This window comes from Pseudomonas sp. WS 5027, from assembly GCF_012985695.1.
Taxonomy (GTDB): Bacteria; Pseudomonadota; Gammaproteobacteria; order Pseudomonadales; family Pseudomonadaceae; genus Aquipseudomonas; species Aquipseudomonas hygromyciniae.
Window position 1 is genome coordinate 49,575 of the sequence record NZ_JAAQWU010000015.1, and the last position, 21,646, is coordinate 71,220.

Genomic DNA, 21,646 nt, shown 5'->3' on the forward strand with positions numbered 1-21,646 from the left:
AGATAAATCCGTCAAGACCTGTCAAGAATTTCGTCAAGGCTGGTCAAGGATTCTGCTCTCCGAACCGTCCGCCACGGGTATGCCCAAAATTCTGGACGTGGTTGGTATCTGGACTGCTACGCCGATCTGTCGGAGCCCTTGATCGCTGGAGCTCCCGGCCTGACTCAGGTTGCATGCCGCGCCGCGATCCGTCCAGAACTGTCCAGAATTATTTGCCTCCTCACGACTGCCCCAGGCTGCCGGCGACGGTTAGCTCAGCAATGCCCTGGCGAATGAACACCAGGTTCTCGTCGAGCGTTTCTAGCGCGCCGCGCACGTTGTTGGCAATGTCAGCCGATCCGCGCTGCTCGACCCAGTTGGAAAGCTCCTCCACCGCGGCGCCCAGGGCGAGCTGGTTTTGATTGAGGCGGTCAAACAGGCTGGCGATCAGTTTGGTGTCCGTCATGGTGGCTCTCCGTGTTTCGAGAGAGCGTAGCACTGGCGCCGCGAATGCCTGGAATCACCTTTACGTGGTTTGCGTCTGCCGGCGGCAAAGTGGCCTGGCGATGTGATACGGGATTTCCCCGCATCTACCGCGTGAGCCCCGCCCGCATTTGTCGCTGCGCGTTCTCAGGCGGCCATGCTCGCCGAATCCGTCTCATGCCTGTCTCACATTCGCCAGCGATTCGGTAAAGGCCGGGTAAAAGTAGGTGGGCCGAAAGCGCCGTATCCGTCTGGGGTCTGTCAGGGGTATCAGCGGCCGCGGTGCGCTTGTTTGACGGGCTTGGCACGCGATAAGCCTCAGACGCCCACCCGGCGTGGGTTTGGTCTGATGGCTGCCTCGCATTCCGTCAAAGCGTAGTCAAAGTGGAGAGCCAAGTTTTACACGCATTGCGAAGCGCCGGGGAACCGTATGAATCTCCAAGGCCACACCCCATGCTTCCACCACCTCATCAGCGGAGAGCAGTCCGGTTGAGCTGACGCTTCCAGTCGCCTGGATCGTTATGTCCCCCAGCACGGCCATGTAGGCGGCGATGGTTTGTGGCAGAACTAGAAAGCCGGAACCATGGCTGTCGTGAACCATGAGTTCGTCCCGGCCGAGTGAAACACTGTGGAGAAGTGCCCGATAAGTGCGATGGGTGAATTTGGACAGTTCCTGATAGAAGACTCTGCGTTCAGTAGCCGCTTCTACTCCGTCTAATGCTTCGATCAGCTTCCGGATTTCGCCATGAGAAATCGTTTCGTTCGCATACCACTTCTTCAAAGCCAATTCGGCCTTTGGGGATGCTGCGTGCAAATAGCGCATCACGTCGATCGCTTCAACTGCGTCACGGAAGACTCGCGCAACGGGGCGGTGTCGTGTCTCCTTCAGTAAGGCCACGCAGTCTAGGAGTGATGCCAGCAAGTCCATGGTGATAAGCCAAGTCGCCTTCTGCAGCGACTGCTCGTCGCGATGGTATTTCAGCGTGTGCGGCCTGAGGCGTTTGATGATTTCGCGAAGCAGGGCATCGCATTCCCTGAGGAATTGCCGTTGGGCTTCGTGCTCATACGGGTTGTCATAAGCCTCTTGGGGATGTCGGCCCCAAACGATACTTGGCATTTTGTTCTCTCTGAAGGTTCCGATGTTCAATCATGGGAGTTTCCCCAGCGGGGGTAAACGTCTTGCACCAGACAGCCAGACACTATTCCGGCGAACGCCTAGGTTGCCAGTCAAAAAGCCTGCGTTTGGTGGAAACCTCAGTGGAAACCAGCGCCTGGCAACCGTCACTTTTGATAACAGGCCGGCGGCCGGGTTCGCACCAGGTTCGCGTAAGAGGGTGCGAACCAGAAGTGCGAACTTGGTGCCGGTACGCTTCGGCGGGTGCGTACCAATCGTGCGTACCTGGCTGCGTTCCAGCGCCCCACTGTTCGCTTCTACGGGAAGTTCGCGCACTCCAAGTGCGTGAAAAGTCTGCGTGAAACACTGAGCGAAGACACGCTGGCCGGAACTTGGTTACAGCCTTCAATGGGGTGTTTCGGCAAAGAAAATTTGATGCGTCAGTGACCAGAGAGAGCGGTCACCGGTGATGGTCATCGCTCTTGGTCACCACCCGGATATCCGCCTGAATCAGCTCCAAACCGTGGGTACCAGAGTGGATACCGTTATCGAAGGCTGATTTTTCTAAATCAGGACCGCGTTTCCGAGATCTTTGCTAAAGCAAATTGTCTCAATTGGTCAGACATTCTGAGATTGAGTTCAGCAGATCGCTCTCAAACAAATTAGCCTCCATCCTGAGCCGGTGGTCAAGCCTCTGAAAATGCGACATGAGCTCTGCCCGATATGCACATCTTGTCTGAATTCCCACCCCTCTGATTACCGAGTTACGTAGCGATCCGGCAATGCTACCTAAACCGTTTATGGCTTGAAGCTCATTGTGACTGCGGAGAACTGAACTCAGCAAATAACGCTTGAACGAATCGGAAATTTTTTCGCTAGGAATGATTATCTGCAGCATGTCGCCCAAAGACTTTGTGGCTTCTTTTGAAATGAAGTGCCTATCAAAATTTTTGATATTTTTTGTGGTCTCTGGAATTTCTGAATCATCGACAAAGGAAGACTGCAAGGACCAATCCGAGGTGATACTTATCAGACGATATAGTAGGTAGTGAAAGGGGGTAGGCCATTCGTTGAGTGAGTCTTCCACTGGAGTCGATGGCATTTGCTTGATTATTTTTTGTACAAAATGTCTAAAGTAGTGCAACCACATATGGTCTTGTAGGCCTTGATGAATGCCCTCGTGAACCATGATTTCAAACATAGTAATTCCGGAATTTATCGGGCAGCGAAATCTACCAGAATCAGAATAAGACCCCAGCTCCTTATTCAGTTTGATGGCAAGTTTGCTGTCCTCATCCAGACGCCGAAATACCGCGTCACCGATCGCTTGGTACAAGCCGTTGTTAACCGCGTCTGTAGCATTTGCGAAGAAGTGCCGCAGGAGACGATTACTCTCCGGCAGCGCTAGTCGGCTCCCTCTATTTAGGTTTCGGCTGTTCTTTAACTCGACGTAGAGACGACTGCCCGGTGTTTCGAGCATGGCATCCACACACTCCTCAATAAAGTCGGAGCGAATCGCTTCGTCAGCCTTAAGGAGTTTTAGGGCAAAGAAGGGATGGGTGACCGCAATATAGTTGATCAACTCGGGTGAGGTGACTAGGTTTTGGAGTGTTTCGCGGGCCAAGAAACTAGCATCGTCATGCTTCGATACCCAAGCCCTCAATGCTGTTAACGCCTTCCTCAAGTTTTGTCGCCAGGTTCGTCGGGCAACGGGTTTCTCGCTACGCATGAGAGCTGCTAAATCTACAGAGGGGGCATTAATGCGATCAATGACCCTAACGAGCCACGGAGTGTCTGTGCATATACGAATAAGCTTTGATAGTTGTGGGTCAATATAGAAAACCAGCTCGGCATGACGTTTGGTAAATAGGAGGTTTTCGATGAGATCGTGGAAGATACGAATTTTCCCTTTTACCAGTCGAGGGGACCGGGTTCTCCAGAAGAAATAGACTGCGATAGCTAGAAGCAGGAGATATACGACGCTTGAAGTGTTAAGCCCCCATCGCCACGGCCCGAAGCTATAAAAGAGACCAAGTTTTTGTAACGTGGGCGCAAATACTAGGTAGTGGACGAGCGTAAGAACAGATATCCCAAAAAACCAATCTAGCCATGAAACACAGAAGCGGAACTGTAACCGGCTGCTTTGCGGAATGAGTGCCCATACAGCGGCGATAACGCCCAAAATGGTCAGTAGAATTGTCGTGTCGACGTCGGCTGATACGGTCATCTAGGGCGTTATTCCTTAAGGTGGACGGCTTTGAACTTTGACGAGACGCAGCCATCCTGAGTTCGGTAGAGCGGCTACTGTAGGTGCCAATTGGTCTCTCGTCATTATGTTGGCTTTCAGAAGGGTCAAAATTGATGGCGCTAGACCTTCCGGGCTGGTGAATGTGGCTACTATTTTTGGCATACAGAGTGGCTCGCTACCGATCTGGTCAAAGCCAATTACTTGTCAAAACCTCTCATCGAGCGCGCACCAGAACCTAACAAAACCTAATGTCGGACCGAGTACGGAGCCTGACGCCATGTTGAGAAATGTTGAGATGCGGCCGGCCCTGAGCTGATGACAGCGCTCGCGGCCTGTTAGCAAAAGTTAGTCCCAGGGGAGCTGGCCAACCCGTCACCCTGTTAAAAATTGTCAAGGCTGGCGGGCGTAGGGCGACTCCGTGACGGAGATTCCTACGACGGATGGTAACCAGGCGGGGTGGTTACTTTTGGTGGTTACCTGCGTGGTTACTGGGTCGCGCCCACGGCGGCCTCATCGAACATATTCAAACCTTTGAACAGCCGAGAAATATAGCTTGTCGATGTCAAAACCATTAATGAAAGGATCTTGGCAGCCCTGGGCACGGTATAGGTAGGTCAGGTTGCACACAGTCTTCGCTGCGAGCTTGATGATGTCGTCGTCGTGAACTTGATTAGCCTGAGGCTCATATGTGTATCGGCTGCTGGTGAATAGGTTGCTGTTGATCCCTAACGTTTCCAAGTCATGCAGATCAAACAGAAAGCTTCGGATCTCGGGGGCTAGCGCTTCAGCAAATTGAAGTAAGCCGTGGCCGTTAGAGCCTTTTGGCAGAAGCTCCCTGTCGTACTGATAGCTCTCGTTCAACGTCCCCGGATTTCCAGCGACGATCGCGAAAAAGCTTTTGAGGCAGATTTCAAGCGAGAGAGCGGAAAGGACGCAGGCCAAGCCCATTCGCTCTTGAGCCGCTGTAGTCCCAACAGAATAGTAATCGTAGGCCGTTTCAATCATGTAGGGCCTGAAATCTACTGTGGGTAGACCTTGAACGTCAGGGCAATAGCGTAATTCCATTTGCGTAAGCCTTTTGTCGATTGCAGAGACTTCTTGCGATGAGCTCGGCGAAACAGACGACTTGGTCTGAGTGAGACCATATCGTCTGTCTCAAAGCGTGACAAAGCCGCCCGGAGGCGGCCCTATCTTTTCGTTACAGCGTGGTAGGCAGAATGTCTAAAACACCGTCGCCGCTTGTTGATACGCGGTAGTTTTTCACCTTTCCGTCCGTGACGATTGCCTCTCGCTCTTGCCTTTCCGCGCCCATCCCGCAGATGCCGCTTCCTTGGTATGCCGCACCGACTACGACCGAGCCAGCAGGGACATGGAGGGCAACCCTTTCTCCAGGCTTGAGTAATGCGGCCACTTTTCCGTCTAAGAAAAGGCCCACCGAGCAAAGACTTCCCGTATGGCCCGAGTCGCGGGTCACCGACAACGTGCCTGTGCCTGGCACGTCTTTCTGGTATGCAAGAACCCTTTCAGGCGGTACCGCGACAGCGTTTTTGATTGGCACCGGGGAAGTGGCACAGCCTGCCAGAAGGGCGGCAAATAGTGCTGTTATTGCAGCGATCTTCAGCATGAGAGCTCCTTTTCATGAGATGCAACAATAGCACTGTCTAAGTTCAGACTTGATCCTCGGCATAAATTGCGGCGCTGATGATCGCGCCGCCCCACCGCCGGTGGCCAATGCAAAGCGGTACCGGGTTGCCCGAGGCTGTGGTGTTTTTCGCTGATCCGAATGCGTACCCGGGCACGTTCTCCGGCGCCGCGCTGGTCTTGAGACCACCAGCCTGTGGGCTGAGCATTTGGATAATGCCGCCGATGGACATTGCAGCGCCTGCCGAATACAGAAAGGGTGACGCAGCAGCGAACGGCGTGAAAGACAGTACGTATGCTGCTGCAATCAATATCCCGCCGACGATTGTCTGAAGGGAACCCGCGCGTTTACTACCTGTAATTACTGGTGCAATGGTGATGTCGCCGGTTCCGTTGTAGTTCAACTCTTTCTCGCCAATATTCCGTTTTTCGCGGAACACTGCGAACTCTAAACCTCGGGATTTGGCGTTCGATATATAGCGCTCAAATCCGGGGATCTGAACGCATAAGGCTTTGACGGCTTCCGCTGGGGTACGCACAGCCAATGGATAGGACTTGCCGAACTGGCGAAGGGCACCGCGAAGCTTGAAGTTGATGACAGGGGTGTATTCGATCACTGAAGCGGCCATGGTCTGTTTCCTCTACTTGTCATTGGTGGTGTGGGTTGGTACTTCGGCGCCGATCTGCATTGCAAGCAGCATTCGGGATGCCATGGCGTCGTCACGGATAGCCTTTTCGCGGCGCGGGTCAGGGTTCCAGGCTGAGCAGTGGGTAGATGCGTATTCCTTGGCGAATGGGTTTATGGCTTTCAGCAGGTCAGCGGCGATGACGGCCTCTTGCTCCGTGTAATACGGGCCGTCGATTCCGTCACGCCCACCCTTGACGATGTGATTGACTCCCCAAACGACATACCCGGCAATCATCTTTGGATCACTGGCAAAGTCCGTAATCTTGCACGCCTCGGCGAAGCGCTCCCTGTACGTGGGTGCCTGGCCCGTTATGTTGCTGTCTTGGTCTGTCATGTTTCCTCTATGCGCCGCTGGCGCTGGTCATGGGCTGGTGCCCGGTGGTGTTGCTCGGTGTCGCGCCACGTTTTCGTGAATCGCAAAACGTGGCGCGGAAAATGGGCAGTTGCCGACGATGCTCAGGGCGGGCGGGAGCTTTGGGCCGAACGGCGCACCAGGGGCGAATGGGTCGGGTAGTTGGTCTTCTGGGCATTCCCTGATGAATCGGATCATGGCGGCGTGGCAGGCGCGATACAGCGGGCCACCGGCGCCCCATTCGTCGCTCTTGCGGTCGGCGCTGTCCTCTAGCTGGGATAGGTAGGCCACTCCGCGAAGGCTGGTGTCACCGTCTGCGCTAGCCCGATGGCGATGTACTGGGTTGACGCCCAGCAGGTCGCACATCTGGTCGAAGCCCAGCGCCTGCGCCAGCCCCTCGCGGTCGAACATTAGTGATTGGCCAAACCCTGCGAGTGCGCTCCACGCTCCGCTGCGGGTAGCTTCCTGGTGTTCGCTGGCCTGCTCCTCCAGTTCGGCAATGGTCTGCCGGGTGAATGGGAGAAATGCTTTCAGCTTTCCCGCTTGCCGGCGTAGGGCTCGCCGTTCACCGCGGATAACGTCGAGCTGGTCAGCAATGGCGCGACATATTCGCCGGGTGGTGATGAGCTGCGTGGCGGCGCTGATGCCGGGTTTCATACCGATGTTGCACAAGCGGGTGATAAGGCTGGGCGTCATTGGTACGTCTCCATAGGCGTGTTGTCGTAGCTGGCGCGCAAGTGGGCGCCAGCCGTGCAATAGCGGCCGGTGGGCGCGTAGCAGCTCCGACAAACCATGATGTGGTTGAGGTAGTGGTCACGGGCTTGTCGCCATTCGGGCGTGGCAGTGGCGGCGCTTGCGTGCGGGCTTGTAATGAGTCGGGGAGCGCGCTCGACAGGGTTGGCCAGCACCAGGCGTGGGCGAGGCCGACTCCCCAAAATTGGTGAGTCGATACCTGCAATGGCTGGCGGCATGTGATCGAGCAAGCCGGAAAGGAGACTCATGGCGTCACCTCGGCCTGATTGCTCCATTGCCCATATGTGTCTCTAGAAAAAAATCGGGGGAACGGGGGAACAGTGGGAACAGCCAATGTTTCCGGGGCTTTCAGAGGGGATTTCTGTTCCCCACTTTTTTTTGTGGGGAACGGTGATAACCAAATTCTGGAAAACGCAGACACGCTTATATTCAAAAACATGTTTGTGTTCCCCCTGTTCCCCATACATTCAATAAGGGGGAACGGCCGCAGCCCACGGTTTTACTGGCTGTTCCCCCGTTCCCCCTGTTCCCCACGTTTATAGGTTCCTGTGAACTCGGGCATTCGTACTTGGTGGATTTGGTGGTCATGCGCCGGCCCCTTCGCTGTCCATGGCTTCTGGGTCGATCACGTACAGCCGCGCCGATCCGCCGGCGGGGATGCGGTACTTTTTGGTTTTGCGGCTATCGCGGTCGGTGTCGCGTTTGGCCAGGGCCCCGCCAACCTCCAGTGCCTTGACCACGCGGGTGAGGCCGAACCCATGGGCGGCCTCGATCAGCGCGGACTTGTTGAACAGATAGAGCCGCTTGCCGGCCACCAGCTCCCAGTATCCGGCGCGGTTGAATACCTTGGCGTCCACCTCCGCTGCGTCGACATCGGAGAATCGGCTGCTGCCGTGCTTGTCGATAAAATCGATGATGCCGGCCAGGATCTGGCGGTCTTCTGCGTTGCCTCCGCCGACACGGGAGAGCCATTCCCCGTAGAGCAAGCGGCAGTCGGAGAGGGCGGTGCCCGGCTCCCATGGCAACAGGCCGTAGGCGATGGCCATCTCGCCCGCCAGAGCGATCACGGCGAACCGGTCAGCCACGCGGCCGGCCTGGGCGTTGTCCTCGACGAATTGGGCGCGGATGCCGTCAAAATCACTGAGCAGCCCGGGCTTATCGTCAGCAGCGACCAGGTGCTCCACAAACGCTGGTCCAAGGTGGCCGTGGTGGGCGCCGACCGCTACGGTGAGCTGCCGGTGAAAGTCCGCTCCCTCAAGCCCGTGCAATTCGTCGAAGGCCCGGTGTGTGCGGGTACCGGCGTTCACGTCGACCATGCGCAACTCGGCGCCAGCGTGGGCGGCATTGCCGGATATGGCCGCGTGTTCAGAGAGCGAGCGCTCGCCGCTGGAGAGTGTCAGCAGGCGCCAGCTCAATTTGGCGCGGCCTTCGCGCTCACGGGTCATGGTGCCTTTACCCTGGCCGTTGGCGAGGGAGTAGGCCATTTCCTGTACGCGCTTGGGATCAGCACGCTTGATCTCATCCAGGGGGAGGATGGTGTCATTGCGGCTCGACGCTTCGATCTCCAGGCCACCCTTGGTCATGTCCCAACTGGCGGCGAACACGCCCGGGTCGCCCCATACCGACGACCCGATCAGTTGCGCCAGCGACTTGCCGCTCGAGCTATCGCCCACCAGGTGAACACCACCGCCCAGCACGCCCACCAAGCTCAGCAATGGGCCGGCCAGTGAGCAGCCGATCGCTAGTGTCAGCACCGGGTTGCCCGCGCACTTGGCGGCCACCTCCGATTGCCACAGCGCCAGCTCGCCGCGCCGGCTGAAAAGTACCTGAGCCTTGTTGCTGGCCTGGTACCGCACATTGGCGCTGCCGATCGTTCGCCCAGGCAGCACGAACGCTCCCGATTCATGCCAGCCCGGCCGGCTGGTGGTGGCAAACACTTCTGCAGGATGCTGGTCGAGCAGGTACTCCATGAACGTGCCGCGTTTCTTGAGGGCGATAATGACGCCCATCCCGAACAATGCGCGCCGGGCGTCCTCGCCGCTGCCGCCGAACACTTCCATGGCGATGATCCATTCCTTGATGCCGCCCTCAGTTACCAGGCGCAGCAACCGCCCCTCGCTGCCGTCGTCGCTGTTGGTGGTTCGGGCCACGACTGTGACAGGGCTGGAGATCCACTCATCGGTGATAGGCCGGTCGCCGGTATCGCCCTCGGCGTCGTCCTGATCAGCCGCGGCGCGCTTGAAACTGTGCCAGTAGACGCCGGGGCGCAGCTTGCGGCCCTTCTCATTGATCACCCAATGCTCATACACCGCCCAGCAGGGGCGATCTGGCGCAATGGTCGCCGCGTCCGGCCGAAGGTTGATCACGTTGGTGTCAGGCTTGGACATGGGCGAGTTTCCAGTTGGCGAGGTCGTTGAAGTCGGTGAGGTCATCGGGGGCGCCTTCGGGCCACTCGGGGAAAGCCACTTGGCCACCCACGGCCGCCGCCGCAGCGTTTGCCGCTGCGCGCCCCGGGTTGCCATCGGTGAGCCGGTCGTCGTCGCCGGCGATGACGATTGGTTGGCCCGGGTATCGAGCGCGAAGGGCCATCGCCGCCGGGATCAAGTTGCCCGCGTTCATGGCAGCGGCAACGACATAGCCGCCGTGCTGGTGGAGGCTGGCGGCCGTCGCCCAACCTTCGCAGATGCAAAGCACAGAACCTGGCTCGATGATGCCCAGCGGCGAATAGGTGCCTTTGATCCGGCCGCCGAACAGGAAGCGCTTGTCGCCGTCCGGCCCGATCTTTTGCAGGTTGACCAAGCGCCCATCCAGGTACAGCGGGATCAGCAGGTCAGCGCCACGCTGGCGCAGGCCGTAGGAGCGAACTGCCTTGGCTACCAGATACGGGTGGTCGGGGGAGGCGCGGCGCGCATTGCGCCACCAGTGGTTGGCCTTCTCGGCGGCCTGCTGCTGGCGCTGGTGTTGCTCGGCTTCGCGCTGGCGCCGGGCTAGATCAACCCGCTCGCGGATTTGTGCGGCTTCGCGAGCGTCCACCGGTTCGCGACTACACCAGGTGCTGGCGCCACCGGCTTTCCAACTGCCGAAAGCGCCGGATGCAATGCCGTCCAGGTACAGCACATACCAGCCGTTGAGCGAGCCAGGCTTATCCTCCGGCACACGGAATCGGTGGATTGCACCGTCGGGCTCTGGTAGCCAGTCGAGAGGGCCATAGACGGCCTGGAGCGCATCACGGAATTGGATCGTTGCGTCTGTCATGCGGCCCCCTTCGGCGGGGTAAACCGCTTGGCCAAGCTCTCCAGTTTCTGAGTCAGGCGCTCCAACTCATCGCATTGGCGGCCTTGGTCGCCTTCCGAAATGCGCAGTTCCAAGAAGCCAACCAGTGTTTCTACCAGCAGCACATAGCTGGCGCTGTCGATATGAGCGCCAGCAGTGGGTGGGCCGCCAGTGCCCGTACGCTTGATTGGTGTCACGTCACCCATGGCTGACCTCCCGGCGATCAGCGCCAGCAAAGGCCCGGCAAACTTGACCGTTGTTCACACCGTGCCAGCGGGTAATGTCGTCAATTGAATCAACCAGGCATGCCGTCACTTGGGCGCCAGCACTACGCATAACTACGCGCCCGCACTCGGCGTCGGCCTCGGTCAAGAACGGTCCCAGCAACGCCTTGGGCACCTTCGGGTGGGTTACGAACCAAAGCTCGGCAGCTTCTTTTAGGCAAGCCGATCCCGTAGACGCTGATGCGCCGTTTTGAATTTTCATGCTTAACCTCTTAGGTCAGGTCGCTATATCGATTCTGAACATGACGGCATTGCCGCCTTGGAATGGGTGGTGGTCATTTACGATCTACCGGCCGGCGTGGATCTGGCCCGGCCAACTCATCAGCCAGATCGCCGCGGGCAATTCGGAATGCTTGCTCCATGTCTTCGACCGAACGCACACCTTGATAGGTGAGTTGACCGACAGCCGCCTTGGCTGGACCAGGAAAGCGTGTATTGAGTAGCTCCATTCCGTTCACCGCCTCCTCCTCGGATTCAAAAGGGGCGATCATTCGCGAATACAGCAGGCCATTCTTCTCAACGGCGGGCGTGTAGACGAACCAATAGGCTTGGCGTACGTCGTGGGCGCGGTTATCGGTCGACATTGAATATCTCCCGGTGGTTGATCGGTTTGGCGTCTTCGATCTCTTGATCAGTTTTCCAGTGGTTCGACATAAAGCCGTGCGAATGCAGATGGATCTCGGCCATCAGATCGCGCATGCGGATATTGATCGGTCGGCTGCTGCCGCCGAGGGATGGTGCGATCGCCTGGGTGTAGATAGTCCGGAGTTCGTCGAACAACTCACGAGCGAGACGCATACCGCGCTGCTCGCTTGGGGTAAGAGCGGAGGTGCTGATCACCACTCCGGTGCGGGGCGAGTCGCCGTTGATTAGAGTTTTCATGCCGAAACCTCCCGCGATTCATCCTCGATGTCTTCGAGGTCTTTATCCTCAACCCAGGCAACGCCATGGCGCTTTGCGCGCAAGCCATTCACAGCGGCAATAGCGATGCGATCCACGAAGCCGATCTCAAGGCACGTAAAGCGGCCACACATTGCGCCTAACGCTGACTTGATGGCCCAAAGCGCCTCATGCTCGTCGTGCGCGGCAAGCTCGACGATCTCGTCGTTGAAGAAAGCCATTCCCTTTTCCCAGTCGGCAGCCGCGCCGGGGTTGCCCAAGGGCCAGTTGATGAGTCGGCCCACATCGTCGCGCCTGGTGAAGCTGAGGTCGTCGCGGGTTTTGATTGACGTTTTCACTGGCCACCCCCAGCGCCCACGGCAGCATACCCGGACAGAGCGGTGGAAATTGCCTCGTGGTTACAGTCGGCAGTGTTGGCGCCATCAGCGGCCAGGTTCCACGCAATATCCACCAGGTTGCGGATGTGCTGGCTCGTGCCCTTGTCTGCAAGTGCGGCATACAGCAGGGATTCAAGCTTACCTAGGATGACCTGTGCGCTGCCTAGATCCTCAAGCGCGTCGTGGGCGATCTGATGGATGGTGCGGGCGGGAGTATTCATTCCGCCCCCCCGGCAGACTCCAGGGTACGAGCGATGGCCATGTGGGCGTTGTAGCGGGTGAGACGAACGGAAAGTGATGAGTTTGCGCGGAGGGCGCTCAGGGCCATGCGGCGGTGAGCAAATGCGCGAATTGCGGGCGGAATTAGGGCGTGCATAGGTGGAGCTCCCGTATCAATTTGAGAGCTGCCACGTTCGCGACCAAACGAATGGGTGGCAGCCGTGCGCAGGTTGGTCGACCGGAGATACAGAAACCCGGCACACCCGAAGGTGTCCTGCGCACAGCCGCCATAAAACGAAACTGCGGGCGTAAAAAAAGCGCCTGCAATCGTAATAGGGGCGCTGTTGCGCCTGTATCTGCTCGGGCGACCAAACCCGGTCGCTGAATTTGCAGCGACGGACGAACCATACCGACGAGCACGATTGCTTGCAACCAAAGTTATCGACCGCTCATCGCCGATCGTGAGCGCGGCGTTCATGCTGCCACCGGGCGACGGGGGGCATTTGTGCCTTTGAGCATAGCCAGCACGCTCTTGGCGCGTTTGTATTCGGTGGGCGGCAAACTGTAGCGAGTCACAAGGCAAGGCAGCCCCCAGTGGTTCGGCACGCGCTCGGTCTTGCGGGCGAACTTCAGACCATAGCCGTGGGTCAAGCTGCTGATTGTGCTGTGGAGGCAATGATCGCCCAGGCGCTCGGCCTCGAAGCGGTTGAGGCTGCGATCCTGGAGCAAGTACGCAAGGACGCGGCTGATCTTCGTCGGCGCTTTCCCGGTGCTGGTGGTACTATCGGCGTGAGATTTTTCTTGGCTGGCCTTTATGGGTTGGCCTTTTTTTTGGTCGGTCATTTATGCCGCCTCCCCTCGCAAGGCGATGCGTTGGCGCACCCAGGCGTGGACCTCGGCCAGCACAAAGCCAACTGGCGAACCACGCGACTTGCTGTTGCTCAGCGGCACAGGGCGGGGGAAGGTCGGATCGTCTTTTAGGCGCTTGTAGACGGTGGGACGGGCGAGGCCGGTGATGGCTTCGAGATCCGGCATGCGAATTAGGGTGATTGCCGGATCGAAGTTTTGCGCTGCTGCTGTAGAAGGCTGATGTGCTGCGTGGATGGTGTGCATTTTACGTTTCCCGATATTGATGTAGACGGGAAACAGGTTGATTGTTGCGATGAGGTGTCAGATAGAGGTGACATAGTGGCATGACATACTGTCACCCAGCGTGTCACCCCAGCGCGTCATGCCTCAGGAAGCGAATCTGGCTTGATTGCCCCGGCCAGGGCGATTGTCTTCCTGGGTGGGGTGGAGCCTTTCCCAATGCTAAGCCCCAGCAACTCACATAGCTCAAGCTGGACTTCGTTCTGTGTTGGCTGGCGCTTGTCTCGGGTGTATCCAGCCCAATACTTCAAGGCCGCATCCCGCATAGCTAAAAGCTCTTTCGTTTCGTAAGGGAAGGATAGGGCTGCGTCATGAGGCTGTGGTGTGGTGGCACTCCATTCCGGGCTATCTACCTGGTTGCGGTGATCGGCAGTCTTGGAAAACAACTGATGACGCAAAGACGCCGCAGTATTTTCGGCGTCTTCTGCCCGGCGATCTGCTGCGTTCCTGGCCCGCCGCTCACTCTCTAGATCCGCGCGTAATGCTTCTAGCTCCTGCGAATGGATAGGTGCCTGATTCATCTTCTTTGCGTTAAGCATGACGAAGAGAAGCTGAGCTTGAAGGGCTTCAACTATCGCTGATCCACGATCAAGCTCGCCCTGAATCATTTCTCTAGTCTCATCGGCATCTAGGGCGAGCTTAACGACGGACATAGTCATGCTTGAGACTTCGATTAATGCTCGCTTGAGAGCTGTAGCGACCTCGGCCAGTTCTGGCGTCTCAAATAATGGGAAATCTTCAACAAGTCGGTCTATGTCAGCAACGTACTCCTGTGCGCTGACGCCCAGAGCTTTGATCTGAACTGCTAATTCGCTCACTTTTCGCTTCCCATAGCGGCCCATATTTATGATCGGCCAGCCAGGCAGATGGGTGTCCGCGTTTCGCCCCGTCGGGCTAGGCTGGTCGAAACTCTTTGAAAGTCAGTGCGCTGGTTATCCGAACAGTATTGGCATTAAGTCTATATCTGTACATGGCGAATAGTAAGCAACCAGTCAGGCACGCTTGCCAAAGTCACCTTGGACAACAACGCCACCGGCGAGGCCATCGAGGTAGTTCGCATACCATTGCATCATCACCTTGCGCTGCGGCAGGTACTGGGCCTTGTTGTATACGCCGGCAACGCCAGGCTTTTTGTGTGATAACTGGGCCTCGACGTGGTTCTCGTCGAACCCGTTCTCGTTGAGCACCGTCGACGCGATATGCCGGAAACCGTGACCTGTTTGTCGGCCTTCATATCCCATTCGGCGCAGCGCCATCAGAAACACGGTGTCACTGCGTGGTTTGGTGTGGTCGCTACGGCCGGGGAACAGAAGGGGATAGCTGCCGGTGTACTGGCGCAGCTCCTCCAGCGCCTCGATCGCCTGAGACGAAAGCGGCACCAGGTGCTCAAGTCCCTTTTTGCGGCCTTTGCGCTCGACTGGGATCGTCCAGACCTTCTTGGCGAAATCGAACTCCGACCACTGCGCCTCGCGCAGCTCGCTGGGGCGCACGGCGAACAGGCTCAGCAGGCGCAGGCCGAGGCGCACATCGTGGGCGTGCGGATAGGCAGCGATGGCGCGAATCAGGCCGGGAAGCTCATCGGGTGAAACGTGGGCATAGTTTTCGGCCTTGCCGGACTGGAGATATTTTTGCAGCCCCTCAAGCGGGTTATGGGTCGCCCGGCCAGTTACCCGGGCCAGATCGTAGGCGTCTCGGCAGTACGAACGAACTCGGCTCATTTGCTCAAGGATTCCCTGCTGCTCCATGCCGCGCAGAAACTCCATCCACTCAAGCGGAGTGATGTCGGCGTAGGGGCGTTTGCCGAACACCGGGAAGACGTGACGTTCCAGGGCTCCGATGATTCGCTTGGCGGTGCCCGCATCCCAGTTGGTGAGACGTGAGGCGTACCACTCTCTCGCCAGCGGTTCGAATGTCTCGCCGGCGATATCCCTCTCTGCTTTCTTGCGGGCCTGCTTGGTAACGATCGGGTTTTTGCCGTCGGCGGCATCGGAGCGCAATTCGGCAGCTTTCTGTCTGGCGACTGATCCGCTCACCTCGGGGTAACCGCCAAGCCCAAGCCATGACCATTTGCCGTCGGGCTTCTTGTAACGAAGCTGCCAGGACTTTTGGCCATCAGGCTTCACGCGGAAATAAAGGCCGCTCCCGTCCAGCTCGCGATACTCGTTGGCATCAGGCTCCAGGCCGGCCAATGCGGTATCGGAAAGGGGGCGGCGTTTTATCTCGGATCGCTTCATTTTGGCTTGTATCCCCTCGGTTCAATTATTTGTCGAGGATACACAGGGGGATACACGGAGGGAAGGTATAGGGGGATACAAGGAGAGATAGCCAGAAACAAGAAAGCCCGCACTAGGCGGGCTTCTTGAGGTTGTTTATAGACTCATGGAGACATCTGTAAACAGGTACTTGGTGGCTACACAGGGACTTGAACCCCGGACCCCAGCATTATGAATGCTATGCTCTAACCAACTGAGCTATGTAGCCAAGTGGCGCGCATTATTCGCTCAGAACGAAGAAGCGTCAAGCGCTTTTTTGAAAATTTATCTACGCTATCAACTGTTTAAGCAAAAACGCCGGGTCAGGCGACCAGTGGCTGGGTTTCGCGCAGCTCCCAAAGCCGCAAAGATAAAAGTGTGGGAGCGGGCTTGCCCGCGATGGCGGTGTATCAGGTTAGCCGTACTTGACTGACACGCCGCCTTCGCGAGCAAGCCCGCACACATTTGATCTGCGGTGTTCTACCGTCGGCGTACTAGCTTGCTGGCCCTTTACAAGGCATGAGCGCTGCATCGATTCACCTACTCGTTAGCCTGCTAACGGGATAGCCTTCCTGCCCCAATAAGTGGCACATTGTCACACCTGCACCTGTGCATCCATCTGCTGTACGGAAACGTTCCTCATGGCTCTTACCAATTCCCAGCCTTCAGTGGCTACGACACCGGCCGCCGGACAATCCAGCCCGTTGGTCATGTCTATCATCGGCGCCGTGGCGCTGGCGCACTTGATCAATGACCTGATCCAGGCGGTGTTGCCGTCGATTTATCCGATGCTCAAGGAAAGCTATGGCCTGACCTTTACCCAGGTCGGCCTGATTACCCTGACGTTCCAACTCACGGCGTCCTTGCTTCAGCCTTGGGTGGGTTACTACACCGATCGCCATCCCAAGCCGTTCCTGCTGCCGTGCGGGATGATCTGCACGCTGATCGGGATTCTGATGATGTCCCAGGTCGGCAGTTTTCCACTGATTCTGCTGGCGGCGGCCTTGATCGGTATCGGTTCCTCGACCTTCCACCCGGAAGCATCCCGCGTGGCGCGCCTGGCATCGGGTGGCCGCTACGGCCTGGCGCAGTCGACCTTCCAGGTGGGCGGTAACGCCGGCTCGGCCTTTGGCCCGTTGCTGGCGGCGGCGATCATCATTCCGTTTGGCCAGGGCAATGTGGCCTGGTTCGGTTTGTTCGCGGTGTTTGCCCTGGGTGTGCTGTACGCGATCAGCCGCTGGTACCGCAACCACTTGAACCTGTTCAAGCTCAAGCAAGGCCAGGCCGCGACCCATGGCCTGTCGAAAAACCGCGTACTAGGTGCGCTGGTGGTGCTGGGGCTGTTGGTGTTTTCCAAGTACTTCTACATGGCCAGCTTCACCAGCTACTTCACCTTTTACCTGATCGAGAAGTTCGACCTGTCGGTGGCCAGTTCCCAACTGCATCTGTTCCTGTTCCTTGGGGCGGTGGCGGCGGGCACGTTCTTTGGTGGGCCGATTGGCGACAAGATCGGCCGTAAGGCGGTGATCTGGTTCTCGATCCTGGGCGTGGCACCGTTCACCCTGTTGCTGCCCCATGTCGATCTGTTCTGGACCAGCGTGCTCAGTGTGGTGATCGGTTTTATCCTCGCCTCGGCGTTCTCAGCGATTGTGGTGTACGCGCAGGAATTGGTACCGGGCAATGTGGGGATGATCGCCGGGGTGTTCTTTGGCCTGATGTTCGGGTTTGGCGGGATTGGTGCGGCGTTGCTGGGCTATCTGGCGGACATCCACGGCATCGAATACGTGTACACGCTGTGCTCGTTCCTGCCGCTGCTCGGGGTGCTGGCGATTTTGTTGCCGCGTTCGAAAAAAGCCTGAAACCGGGAGGTTGGCCCTATCCCTGGGCGATCCCTCTCCTACTGGAACGGGTGAGATTTTGTCGCGCGTTTCAGTTGTTCCCGTGCCCGGGACAGGCGCGAACGCACGGTACCGATCGGAATCGCCAGGGCATCAGCGGTGTCCTGGTAGCTGCCGTCGGTTTCCAGTGAGGCATACAAGGTGTTGCGCATTTCCAGGGGCAGGTGCTGGATCGCATTGAGGGTGTTTTCCAGCCGGCGGCTGATCTCGAATTGGCGCGCCAGGTCCTGCTCTTCGTTGTGCCCATGGGACAACGATTCATCGAACTCGCAATGCACCGGCTTGGCATAGAGCCGGCGAAAGTGATTGCGGATCAAATTCAGCGCGATCCCGCACATCCAGGTACTCAGTGACGCCTGCGCGCTGAAGTGATGACGGTTACGCCATGCCTCCAGATATGTCAGTTGCAGGATATCGTCCGCATCCTCCGGGTTCAGTACGCGTTTATGAATGAACCGGCGCAGGCGTTTGTGGTGGTCATCGGACAGATCTTGGATGGATTGGCTTGGGTCGCGGGGCAGATTGACTAAAACACTGATTGGGATATCCATGATTTTTCCTCAGGGTATAAACGGTCGAAATGGTTTCGACGAGAACCCTGTTAGCACCGCTTGTGCCAAGCGGAAATAATCACTATCTATTTGATAAATATAAGGAAATATCTTGTTTTAGGTGTTTTTTGTGCAATCGCTTGCGCAAAGCATCGTGGGTTTGTGCCGGTATTTTCATGGGGCATGGGAAGCGGATGAGGATGGAACCGGATCGGACCTTCCAGCCACACAAGGATACGAATCTCTTGCTATGGCATTCCCATGAAAGTCGATCCCAACCTTGATGTGCAAAATCCCGCGCACCTGAATCAACCGGCACCGGCACGGATTGAAAATGGGCCGCCCTCTCAGATAAGCGCCCCCGTGGCGGACGATCTCAGTGCGCTGTTCAGCCAAGAGGTGGAACTCAACACCAAGGCGCTGGGCAAGCGCCAACTGGGCTTGCGCGCCCCGGCGGCCGAGCAGTTGACTCAGCTTTATGAGCAGTTGGGGCATCCGGCCCAGGCGAAAATGGCGACCATCGCCCGTAATGTCAGGGTCCAGCTGCTGCTCGGTGCCGGGGTCGGCAAGATGATGGACATCAGCGGCAACGACCCGGCGCGGGCCTATGTGGTGCTCAAGCACGTGGCGCTCCAGGCGGACGCCGAGGGACGCCCTGCGGAAGCCACCCTGGCACGCACTTCCCTGGCGGACCTGGAAGCCCATTACAAACCGCAGATCCAGGCCGGGCTGAACACTGCATTGGCGCTGCAGGCGGGCAGTGATGACCCGCAGTTGCGCCAGGCTGTGCGCAGCATGTATTACACCAGCGTGGTCTCCACCCAATCGTTGGCGACCCTGATGCAGTCATTGCTGGGGCTGTTCGGTGAGGGGGACTTTGCGACCGGGTTGAAGCTGATCCGCCGGGCCCTGGCCGATGATATTGCCGCGCAGACCTCGTCGGTCGACCGGGGCCAGTTGCGGACCTTGCTGTTGGGCCTCAACGACTGCAGTCGATTGAGTGGCGTGCTCGCGCGCTGCAAGGAGTTGATCGGGCAGTCCCTTCTTTTGTACCCCGAACTGCATCTGGATCCGGTGGGCCTGTTGCAGCGTTTGCTGGGGTATGCGGCCAGCGGTCTCACGCCCCACGAAATCAAGCACCTGGCCCGTGACCTGGGGGGCAGTGAGCTGCCTCACCAGTTGAGCTGCCTCAGTGCCTTTTTCCCGGAGCTCAAGGCCCTGCCTCTGGCCTGGTGGTGTGATGCAAGACGGCGCGAAGAAGCGTTGAACAGCTACAAGCAGGTGCTGCTTGAATACGCCGCGCAGGAGCGAGGCTCGCGCCATACCCACACCTGGCCGGGATTGAAGGCATGAGTGCGTTGCGGGCAATCAATGCGGTGCTGTTGAAGGTTGCACAACGCGCCGAGGTGCTGGGCGCGGTGGTGGTCATGGCCATCGTGTTTATCTTTATCGTGCCGCTGCCCACCTGGCTGGTGGATATCCTGATTGCCCTCAATATTTGTATTTCGTGCCTGTTGATCGTGCTGGCGCTGTACTTGCCGGGGCCGCTGGCCTTTTCTTCGTTCCCCTCGATTCTGCTGCTGACCACGATGTTTCGCCTGGCGCTGTCGATTGCGACCACACGCCTGATCCTGCTGGAGCAGGACGCCGGCGACATTGTTGAGGCGTTCGGCAACTTTGTGGTGGGCGGCAATCTGGCGGTGGGCTTGGTGATCTTCATGATCCTGACCCTGGTCAACTTCCTGGTCATCACCAAGGGCTCGGAACGGGTTGCGGAAGTGGCGGCACGTTTTAGCCTGGACGCGATGCCAGGCAAGCAAATGTCCATCGACAGCGACCTGCGCGCCGGTCTGATCGACGGCAACCAGGCCCGGGACAAACGCGAGCAACTGTCGCGCGAAAGCCAGTTGTTCGGGGCTATGGACGGCGCGATGAAGTTCGTCAAGGGGGACGCCATCGCGGGCCTGATCATTGTGGTGATCAACTTGCTGGGCGGCTTTGCCACCGGCATGTTCCAGCATGGCATGAGCGCCGCCGACTCCATGGCGTTGTACTCGGTACTGACCATTGGTGATGGCCTGATCGCACAGATTCCGGCCCTGCTGATCTCGCTGACGGCCGGCATGATCATCACCCGCGTGGCCCCGTCCGGCCGCAGCAAAGGCAGCAACAACATGGGCGCCGAAATTGCCCGGCAAATGACCAGCGAACCCAAGAGCTGGATGATTGCGTCGGTGGGCATGCTCGCTTTCGCGACGCTGCCGGGAATGCCCACGGTGGTATTTATCCTGATTTCGCTGATGACGGGCGGCCTGGGTTATTTCCTGATGCGCCAGCGCCAGCGTGAGGAGCAGTCGCAGCAGCCGGCCAACGATGCCGTCCCGCCCGAGCAGAACGGGGTGGAAGACCTGCGCGGTTTTGATCCATCGCGCCCGTACCTGTTGCAGTTTCCGGTGGCCCTGCAGGAGAGCCCGCTGGTGACGGAAGTCATCCACGGCGTGCGCCAGAGCCGCAACAGCCTGGTTACCCAGATTGGCTTGACGCTCCCACCGTTCGAAGTCGAGTTTGCGCCGGCGCTGGCTGACGATGAGTTTCGCTTCTGCGTGCATGAAGTGCCCCTGTTGAAGGCCACACTCGGTCATTGGGTTGGCGTAGAGGTTGCGGCACTGGCGGCGGAGCCAGAAAGCGGGAGCAGGGGCCTGGTCGAGCGCGATGAACAGGATTGGGTGTGGTTTGCGCCCGACGATCCTGTGCTTGCCGATGAACACTTGCCGCGCTCGACCGCATACAGCCTGCTCCAGGAGCGGATGACGCGGGCGATGTTGCTCAGCGGCCCGCAGTTCCTCGGGATTCAGGAGAGCAAGGCGATTCTCAGTTGGCTGGAGTTCAATCAGCCGGAGTTGGTGCAGGAACTGCAGCGGATCATGCCGCTTTCACGGTTCTCATCGGTGTTGCAGCGCCTGGCCGGTGAAGGCGTACCGCTGCGGGCCGTGCGGCTGATTGTCGAGGCCCTGATCGAGCACGGCCAGCATGAGCGCGAACCGGAAGCCCTGACCGACTATGCGCGCATTGCCCTCAAGTCGCAGATTCTTCACCAGTACAGCGAAGCCGACGGCCTGCATGCCTGGCTGCTGTCACCCCACACCGAAAACGTGTTGCGCGATGCCCTGCGCCAGACCCAGACGGGTGTGTTCTTTTCCCTGGATAACGAAAGCAGTGCGGCGCTGGTCAGCCTGCTCAAGCAAGCCTTTGTCGTGCGCCCCAAGAGCAAAAGCGTGTTGCTGGTTGCACAGGACCTGCGCAGCCCCATGCGCACCTTGCTGTTGGAAGAGTTCAACCATGTGCCGGTCCTGTCGTTCGCCGAGTTGAGCGCTTCGTCCAAGGTCAAGGTGCTGGGGCGCTTTGATCTTGCCCAGGACAATCTGTTGCGCGAGGAGGTGGCATGAAGACGTCAGGGGTGGTTGCCCAGGCTTTTGAACAAGTCG

The 21,646-nt window shown here is 58.3% G+C and carries 24 protein-coding genes and 1 tRNA gene; 3 read left to right on the plus strand and 22 right to left on the minus strand.

Features of this window, described 5'->3' with window-relative positions:
- Window positions 1-220: 220 nt before the first annotated feature.
- The 21 genes from HBO09_RS18690 to HBO09_RS18790 all read right to left on the minus strand — a co-directional run bounded on the left by HBO09_RS18690 (window position 221) and on the right by HBO09_RS18790 (window position 15,941).
- Window positions 221-445, minus strand: a complete 225-nt coding sequence (locus tag HBO09_RS18690) for a hypothetical protein (RefSeq protein WP_057010581.1) — start codon at window positions 443-445, stop codon at window positions 221-223.
- A gap of 396 nt (window positions 446-841) precedes the next feature.
- Window positions 842-1,609, minus strand: a complete 768-nt coding sequence (locus HBO09_RS18695) for a hypothetical protein (RefSeq protein ID WP_169996105.1) — start codon at window positions 1,607-1,609, stop codon at window positions 842-844.
- A gap of 577 nt (window positions 1,610-2,186) precedes the next feature.
- The gene (locus HBO09_RS18700) at window positions 2,187-3,803 is read right to left on the minus strand and encodes a hypothetical protein (RefSeq protein WP_169996107.1); all 1,617 of its coding nucleotides are present in this window, start codon (window positions 3,801-3,803) and stop codon (window positions 2,187-2,189) included.
- A 531-nt stretch (window positions 3,804-4,334) separates the two neighbouring features.
- Window positions 4,335-4,889, minus strand: a complete 555-nt coding sequence (locus HBO09_RS18705) for a hypothetical protein (RefSeq protein ID WP_169996109.1) — start codon at window positions 4,887-4,889, stop codon at window positions 4,335-4,337.
- 133 nt (window positions 4,890-5,022) lie between these two features.
- Window positions 5,023-5,448, minus strand: a complete 426-nt coding sequence (locus HBO09_RS18710) for a hypothetical protein (protein WP_169996111.1) — start codon at window positions 5,446-5,448, stop codon at window positions 5,023-5,025.
- Window positions 5,449-5,491: 43 nt separating this feature from the next.
- A complete protein-coding gene (locus HBO09_RS18715; RefSeq protein ID WP_122463550.1) occupies window positions 5,492-6,094 on the minus strand; it encodes a tail assembly protein in 603 nt (200 codons plus the stop codon).
- A gap of 12 nt (window positions 6,095-6,106) precedes the next feature.
- On the minus strand, window positions 6,107-6,487 hold the full coding sequence (locus HBO09_RS18720; RefSeq protein ID WP_169996113.1) for a hypothetical protein: 381 nt from the start codon (window positions 6,485-6,487) through the stop codon (window positions 6,107-6,109).
- 27 nt (window positions 6,488-6,514) lie between these two features.
- On the minus strand, window positions 6,515-7,201 hold the full coding sequence (locus HBO09_RS18725; protein WP_262381281.1) for a hypothetical protein: 687 nt from the start codon (window positions 7,199-7,201) through the stop codon (window positions 6,515-6,517).
- 641 nt (window positions 7,202-7,842) lie between these two features.
- Window positions 7,843-9,645, minus strand: a complete 1,803-nt coding sequence (locus HBO09_RS18730; RefSeq protein WP_169996115.1) for a DUF927 domain-containing protein — start codon at window positions 9,643-9,645, stop codon at window positions 7,843-7,845.
- On the minus strand, window positions 9,632-10,513 hold the full coding sequence (locus HBO09_RS18735) for a toprim domain-containing protein (protein WP_169996117.1): 882 nt from the start codon (window positions 10,511-10,513) through the stop codon (window positions 9,632-9,634). The genes HBO09_RS18730 and HBO09_RS18735 overlap by 14 nt, the downstream gene beginning before the upstream one ends.
- Entirely contained in the window at window positions 10,510-10,737 is a 228-nt protein-coding gene (locus HBO09_RS18740; RefSeq protein WP_169996119.1) for a hypothetical protein, read from the minus strand. Before HBO09_RS18740 ends, HBO09_RS18735 begins: the two co-directional genes overlap by 4 nt.
- Complete coding sequence (locus HBO09_RS18745; RefSeq protein ID WP_169996122.1) at window positions 10,730-11,017, minus strand: hypothetical protein; 288 nt, start codon at window positions 11,015-11,017, stop codon at window positions 10,730-10,732. Before HBO09_RS18745 ends, HBO09_RS18740 begins: the two co-directional genes overlap by 8 nt.
- A gap of 73 nt (window positions 11,018-11,090) precedes the next feature.
- The gene (locus tag HBO09_RS18750) at window positions 11,091-11,399 is read right to left on the minus strand and encodes a hypothetical protein (protein ID WP_169996124.1); all 309 of its coding nucleotides are present in this window, start codon (window positions 11,397-11,399) and stop codon (window positions 11,091-11,093) included.
- Entirely contained in the window at window positions 11,386-11,697 is a 312-nt protein-coding gene (locus HBO09_RS18755; protein ID WP_169996126.1) for a hypothetical protein, read from the minus strand. The genes HBO09_RS18750 and HBO09_RS18755 overlap by 14 nt, the downstream gene beginning before the upstream one ends.
- A complete protein-coding gene (locus HBO09_RS18760) occupies window positions 11,694-12,053 on the minus strand; it encodes a hypothetical protein (RefSeq protein ID WP_169996128.1) in 360 nt (119 codons plus the stop codon). The genes HBO09_RS18755 and HBO09_RS18760 overlap by 4 nt, the downstream gene beginning before the upstream one ends.
- Window positions 12,050-12,313 (minus strand): hypothetical protein, encoded by a 264-nt coding sequence (locus HBO09_RS18765; protein WP_169996130.1) that lies wholly within the window; start codon window positions 12,311-12,313, stop codon window positions 12,050-12,052. Before HBO09_RS18765 ends, HBO09_RS18760 begins: the two co-directional genes overlap by 4 nt.
- Window positions 12,314-12,785: 472 nt before the next feature.
- Window positions 12,786-13,154 carry a hypothetical protein gene (locus HBO09_RS18770; RefSeq protein ID WP_169996133.1) on the minus strand — a complete coding sequence of 123 codons (369 nt, stop codon included), beginning with the start codon at window positions 13,152-13,154 and terminating at the stop codon, window positions 12,786-12,788.
- On the minus strand, window positions 13,155-13,424 hold the full coding sequence (locus tag HBO09_RS18775; protein ID WP_169996135.1) for an AlpA family phage regulatory protein: 270 nt from the start codon (window positions 13,422-13,424) through the stop codon (window positions 13,155-13,157).
- A 116-nt stretch (window positions 13,425-13,540) separates the two neighbouring features.
- Entirely contained in the window at window positions 13,541-14,278 is a 738-nt protein-coding gene (locus HBO09_RS18780) for a hypothetical protein (RefSeq protein WP_169996137.1), read from the minus strand.
- 174 nt (window positions 14,279-14,452) lie between these two features.
- A complete protein-coding gene (locus HBO09_RS18785) occupies window positions 14,453-15,694 on the minus strand; it encodes a tyrosine-type recombinase/integrase (protein ID WP_169996139.1) in 1,242 nt (413 codons plus the stop codon).
- Between the two features lie 170 nt (window positions 15,695-15,864).
- A tRNA-Met gene (locus HBO09_RS18790) sits at window positions 15,865-15,941 on the minus strand.
- 412 nt (window positions 15,942-16,353) lie between these two features.
- Between HBO09_RS18790 and HBO09_RS18795 the strand changes: the two genes are divergently transcribed.
- Entirely contained in the window at window positions 16,354-17,571 is a 1,218-nt protein-coding gene (locus HBO09_RS18795; protein ID WP_032857819.1) for an MFS transporter, read from the plus strand.
- 38 nt (window positions 17,572-17,609) lie between these two features.
- On the opposite strand, the gene HBO09_RS18800 is transcribed toward HBO09_RS18795, so the two are convergent.
- Complete coding sequence (locus HBO09_RS18800) at window positions 17,610-18,161, minus strand: RNA polymerase sigma factor (RefSeq protein ID WP_169996141.1); 552 nt, start codon at window positions 18,159-18,161, stop codon at window positions 17,610-17,612.
- A 261-nt stretch (window positions 18,162-18,422) separates the two neighbouring features.
- Between HBO09_RS18800 and sctW the strand changes: the two genes are divergently transcribed.
- Window positions 18,423-19,514, plus strand: coding sequence for a type III secretion system gatekeeper subunit SctW (sctW, locus tag HBO09_RS18805; RefSeq protein WP_169996143.1), 1,092 nt, complete (start codon window positions 18,423-18,425; stop codon window positions 19,512-19,514).
- The gene (sctV, locus tag HBO09_RS18810) at window positions 19,511-21,607 is read left to right on the plus strand and encodes a type III secretion system export apparatus subunit SctV (protein WP_169996145.1); all 2,097 of its coding nucleotides are present in this window, start codon (window positions 19,511-19,513) and stop codon (window positions 21,605-21,607) included. The genes sctW and sctV overlap by 4 nt, the downstream gene beginning before the upstream one ends.
- Window positions 21,608-21,646 lie beyond the last annotated feature (39 nt).

Bases quoted from the DNA above. Each gene is read 5' to 3' on its own strand.
- HBO09_RS18725 (WP_262381281.1), bottom strand. From the start codon at position 7,201: ATGACGCCCAGCCTTATCACCCGCTTGTGCAACATCGGTATGAAACCC.
- HBO09_RS18755 (WP_169996126.1), bottom strand. From the start codon at position 11,697: ATGAAAACTCTAATCAACGGCGACTCGCCCCGCACCGGAGTGGTGATC.
- sctW (WP_169996143.1), top strand. From the start codon at position 18,423: ATGAAAGTCGATCCCAACCTTGATGTGCAAAATCCCGCGCACCTGAAT.
- HBO09_RS18750 (WP_169996124.1), bottom strand. From the start codon at position 11,399: ATGTCGACCGATAACCGCGCCCACGACGTACGCCAAGCCTATTGGTTC.
- HBO09_RS18775 (WP_169996135.1), bottom strand. From the start codon at position 13,424: ATGCACACCATCCACGCAGCACATCAGCCTTCTACAGCAGCAGCGCAA.
- HBO09_RS18700 (WP_169996107.1), bottom strand. From the start codon at position 3,803: ATGACCGTATCAGCCGACGTCGACACGACAATTCTACTGACCATTTTG.
- HBO09_RS18800 (WP_169996141.1), bottom strand. From the start codon at position 18,161: ATGGATATCCCAATCAGTGTTTTAGTCAATCTGCCCCGCGACCCAAGC.
- HBO09_RS18740 (WP_169996119.1), bottom strand. From the start codon at position 10,737: ATGGGTGACGTGACACCAATCAAGCGTACGGGCACTGGCGGCCCACCC.
- sctV (WP_169996145.1), top strand. From the start codon at position 19,511: ATGAGTGCGTTGCGGGCAATCAATGCGGTGCTGTTGAAGGTTGCACAA.
- HBO09_RS18795 (WP_032857819.1), top strand. From the start codon at position 16,354: ATGGCTCTTACCAATTCCCAGCCTTCAGTGGCTACGACACCGGCCGCC.
- HBO09_RS18710 (WP_169996111.1), bottom strand. From the start codon at position 5,448: ATGCTGAAGATCGCTGCAATAACAGCACTATTTGCCGCCCTTCTGGCA.
- HBO09_RS18705 (WP_169996109.1), bottom strand. From the start codon at position 4,889: ATGGAATTACGCTATTGCCCTGACGTTCAAGGTCTACCCACAGTAGAT.
- HBO09_RS18690 (WP_057010581.1), bottom strand. From the start codon at position 445: ATGACGGACACCAAACTGATCGCCAGCCTGTTTGACCGCCTCAATCAA.
- HBO09_RS18765 (WP_169996130.1), bottom strand. From the start codon at position 12,313: ATGAATACTCCCGCCCGCACCATCCATCAGATCGCCCACGACGCGCTT.
- HBO09_RS18785 (WP_169996139.1), bottom strand. From the start codon at position 15,694: ATGAAGCGATCCGAGATAAAACGCCGCCCCCTTTCCGATACCGCATTG.
- HBO09_RS18770 (WP_169996133.1), bottom strand. From the start codon at position 13,154: ATGACCGACCAAAAAAAAGGCCAACCCATAAAGGCCAGCCAAGAAAAA.
- HBO09_RS18745 (WP_169996122.1), bottom strand. From the start codon at position 11,017: ATGAAAATTCAAAACGGCGCATCAGCGTCTACGGGATCGGCTTGCCTA.
- HBO09_RS18735 (WP_169996117.1), bottom strand. From the start codon at position 10,513: ATGACAGACGCAACGATCCAATTCCGTGATGCGCTCCAGGCCGTCTAT.
- HBO09_RS18715 (WP_122463550.1), bottom strand. From the start codon at position 6,094: ATGGCCGCTTCAGTGATCGAATACACCCCTGTCATCAACTTCAAGCTT.
- HBO09_RS18720 (WP_169996113.1), bottom strand. From the start codon at position 6,487: ATGACAGACCAAGACAGCAACATAACGGGCCAGGCACCCACGTACAGG.
- HBO09_RS18730 (WP_169996115.1), bottom strand. From the start codon at position 9,645: ATGTCCAAGCCTGACACCAACGTGATCAACCTTCGGCCGGACGCGGCG.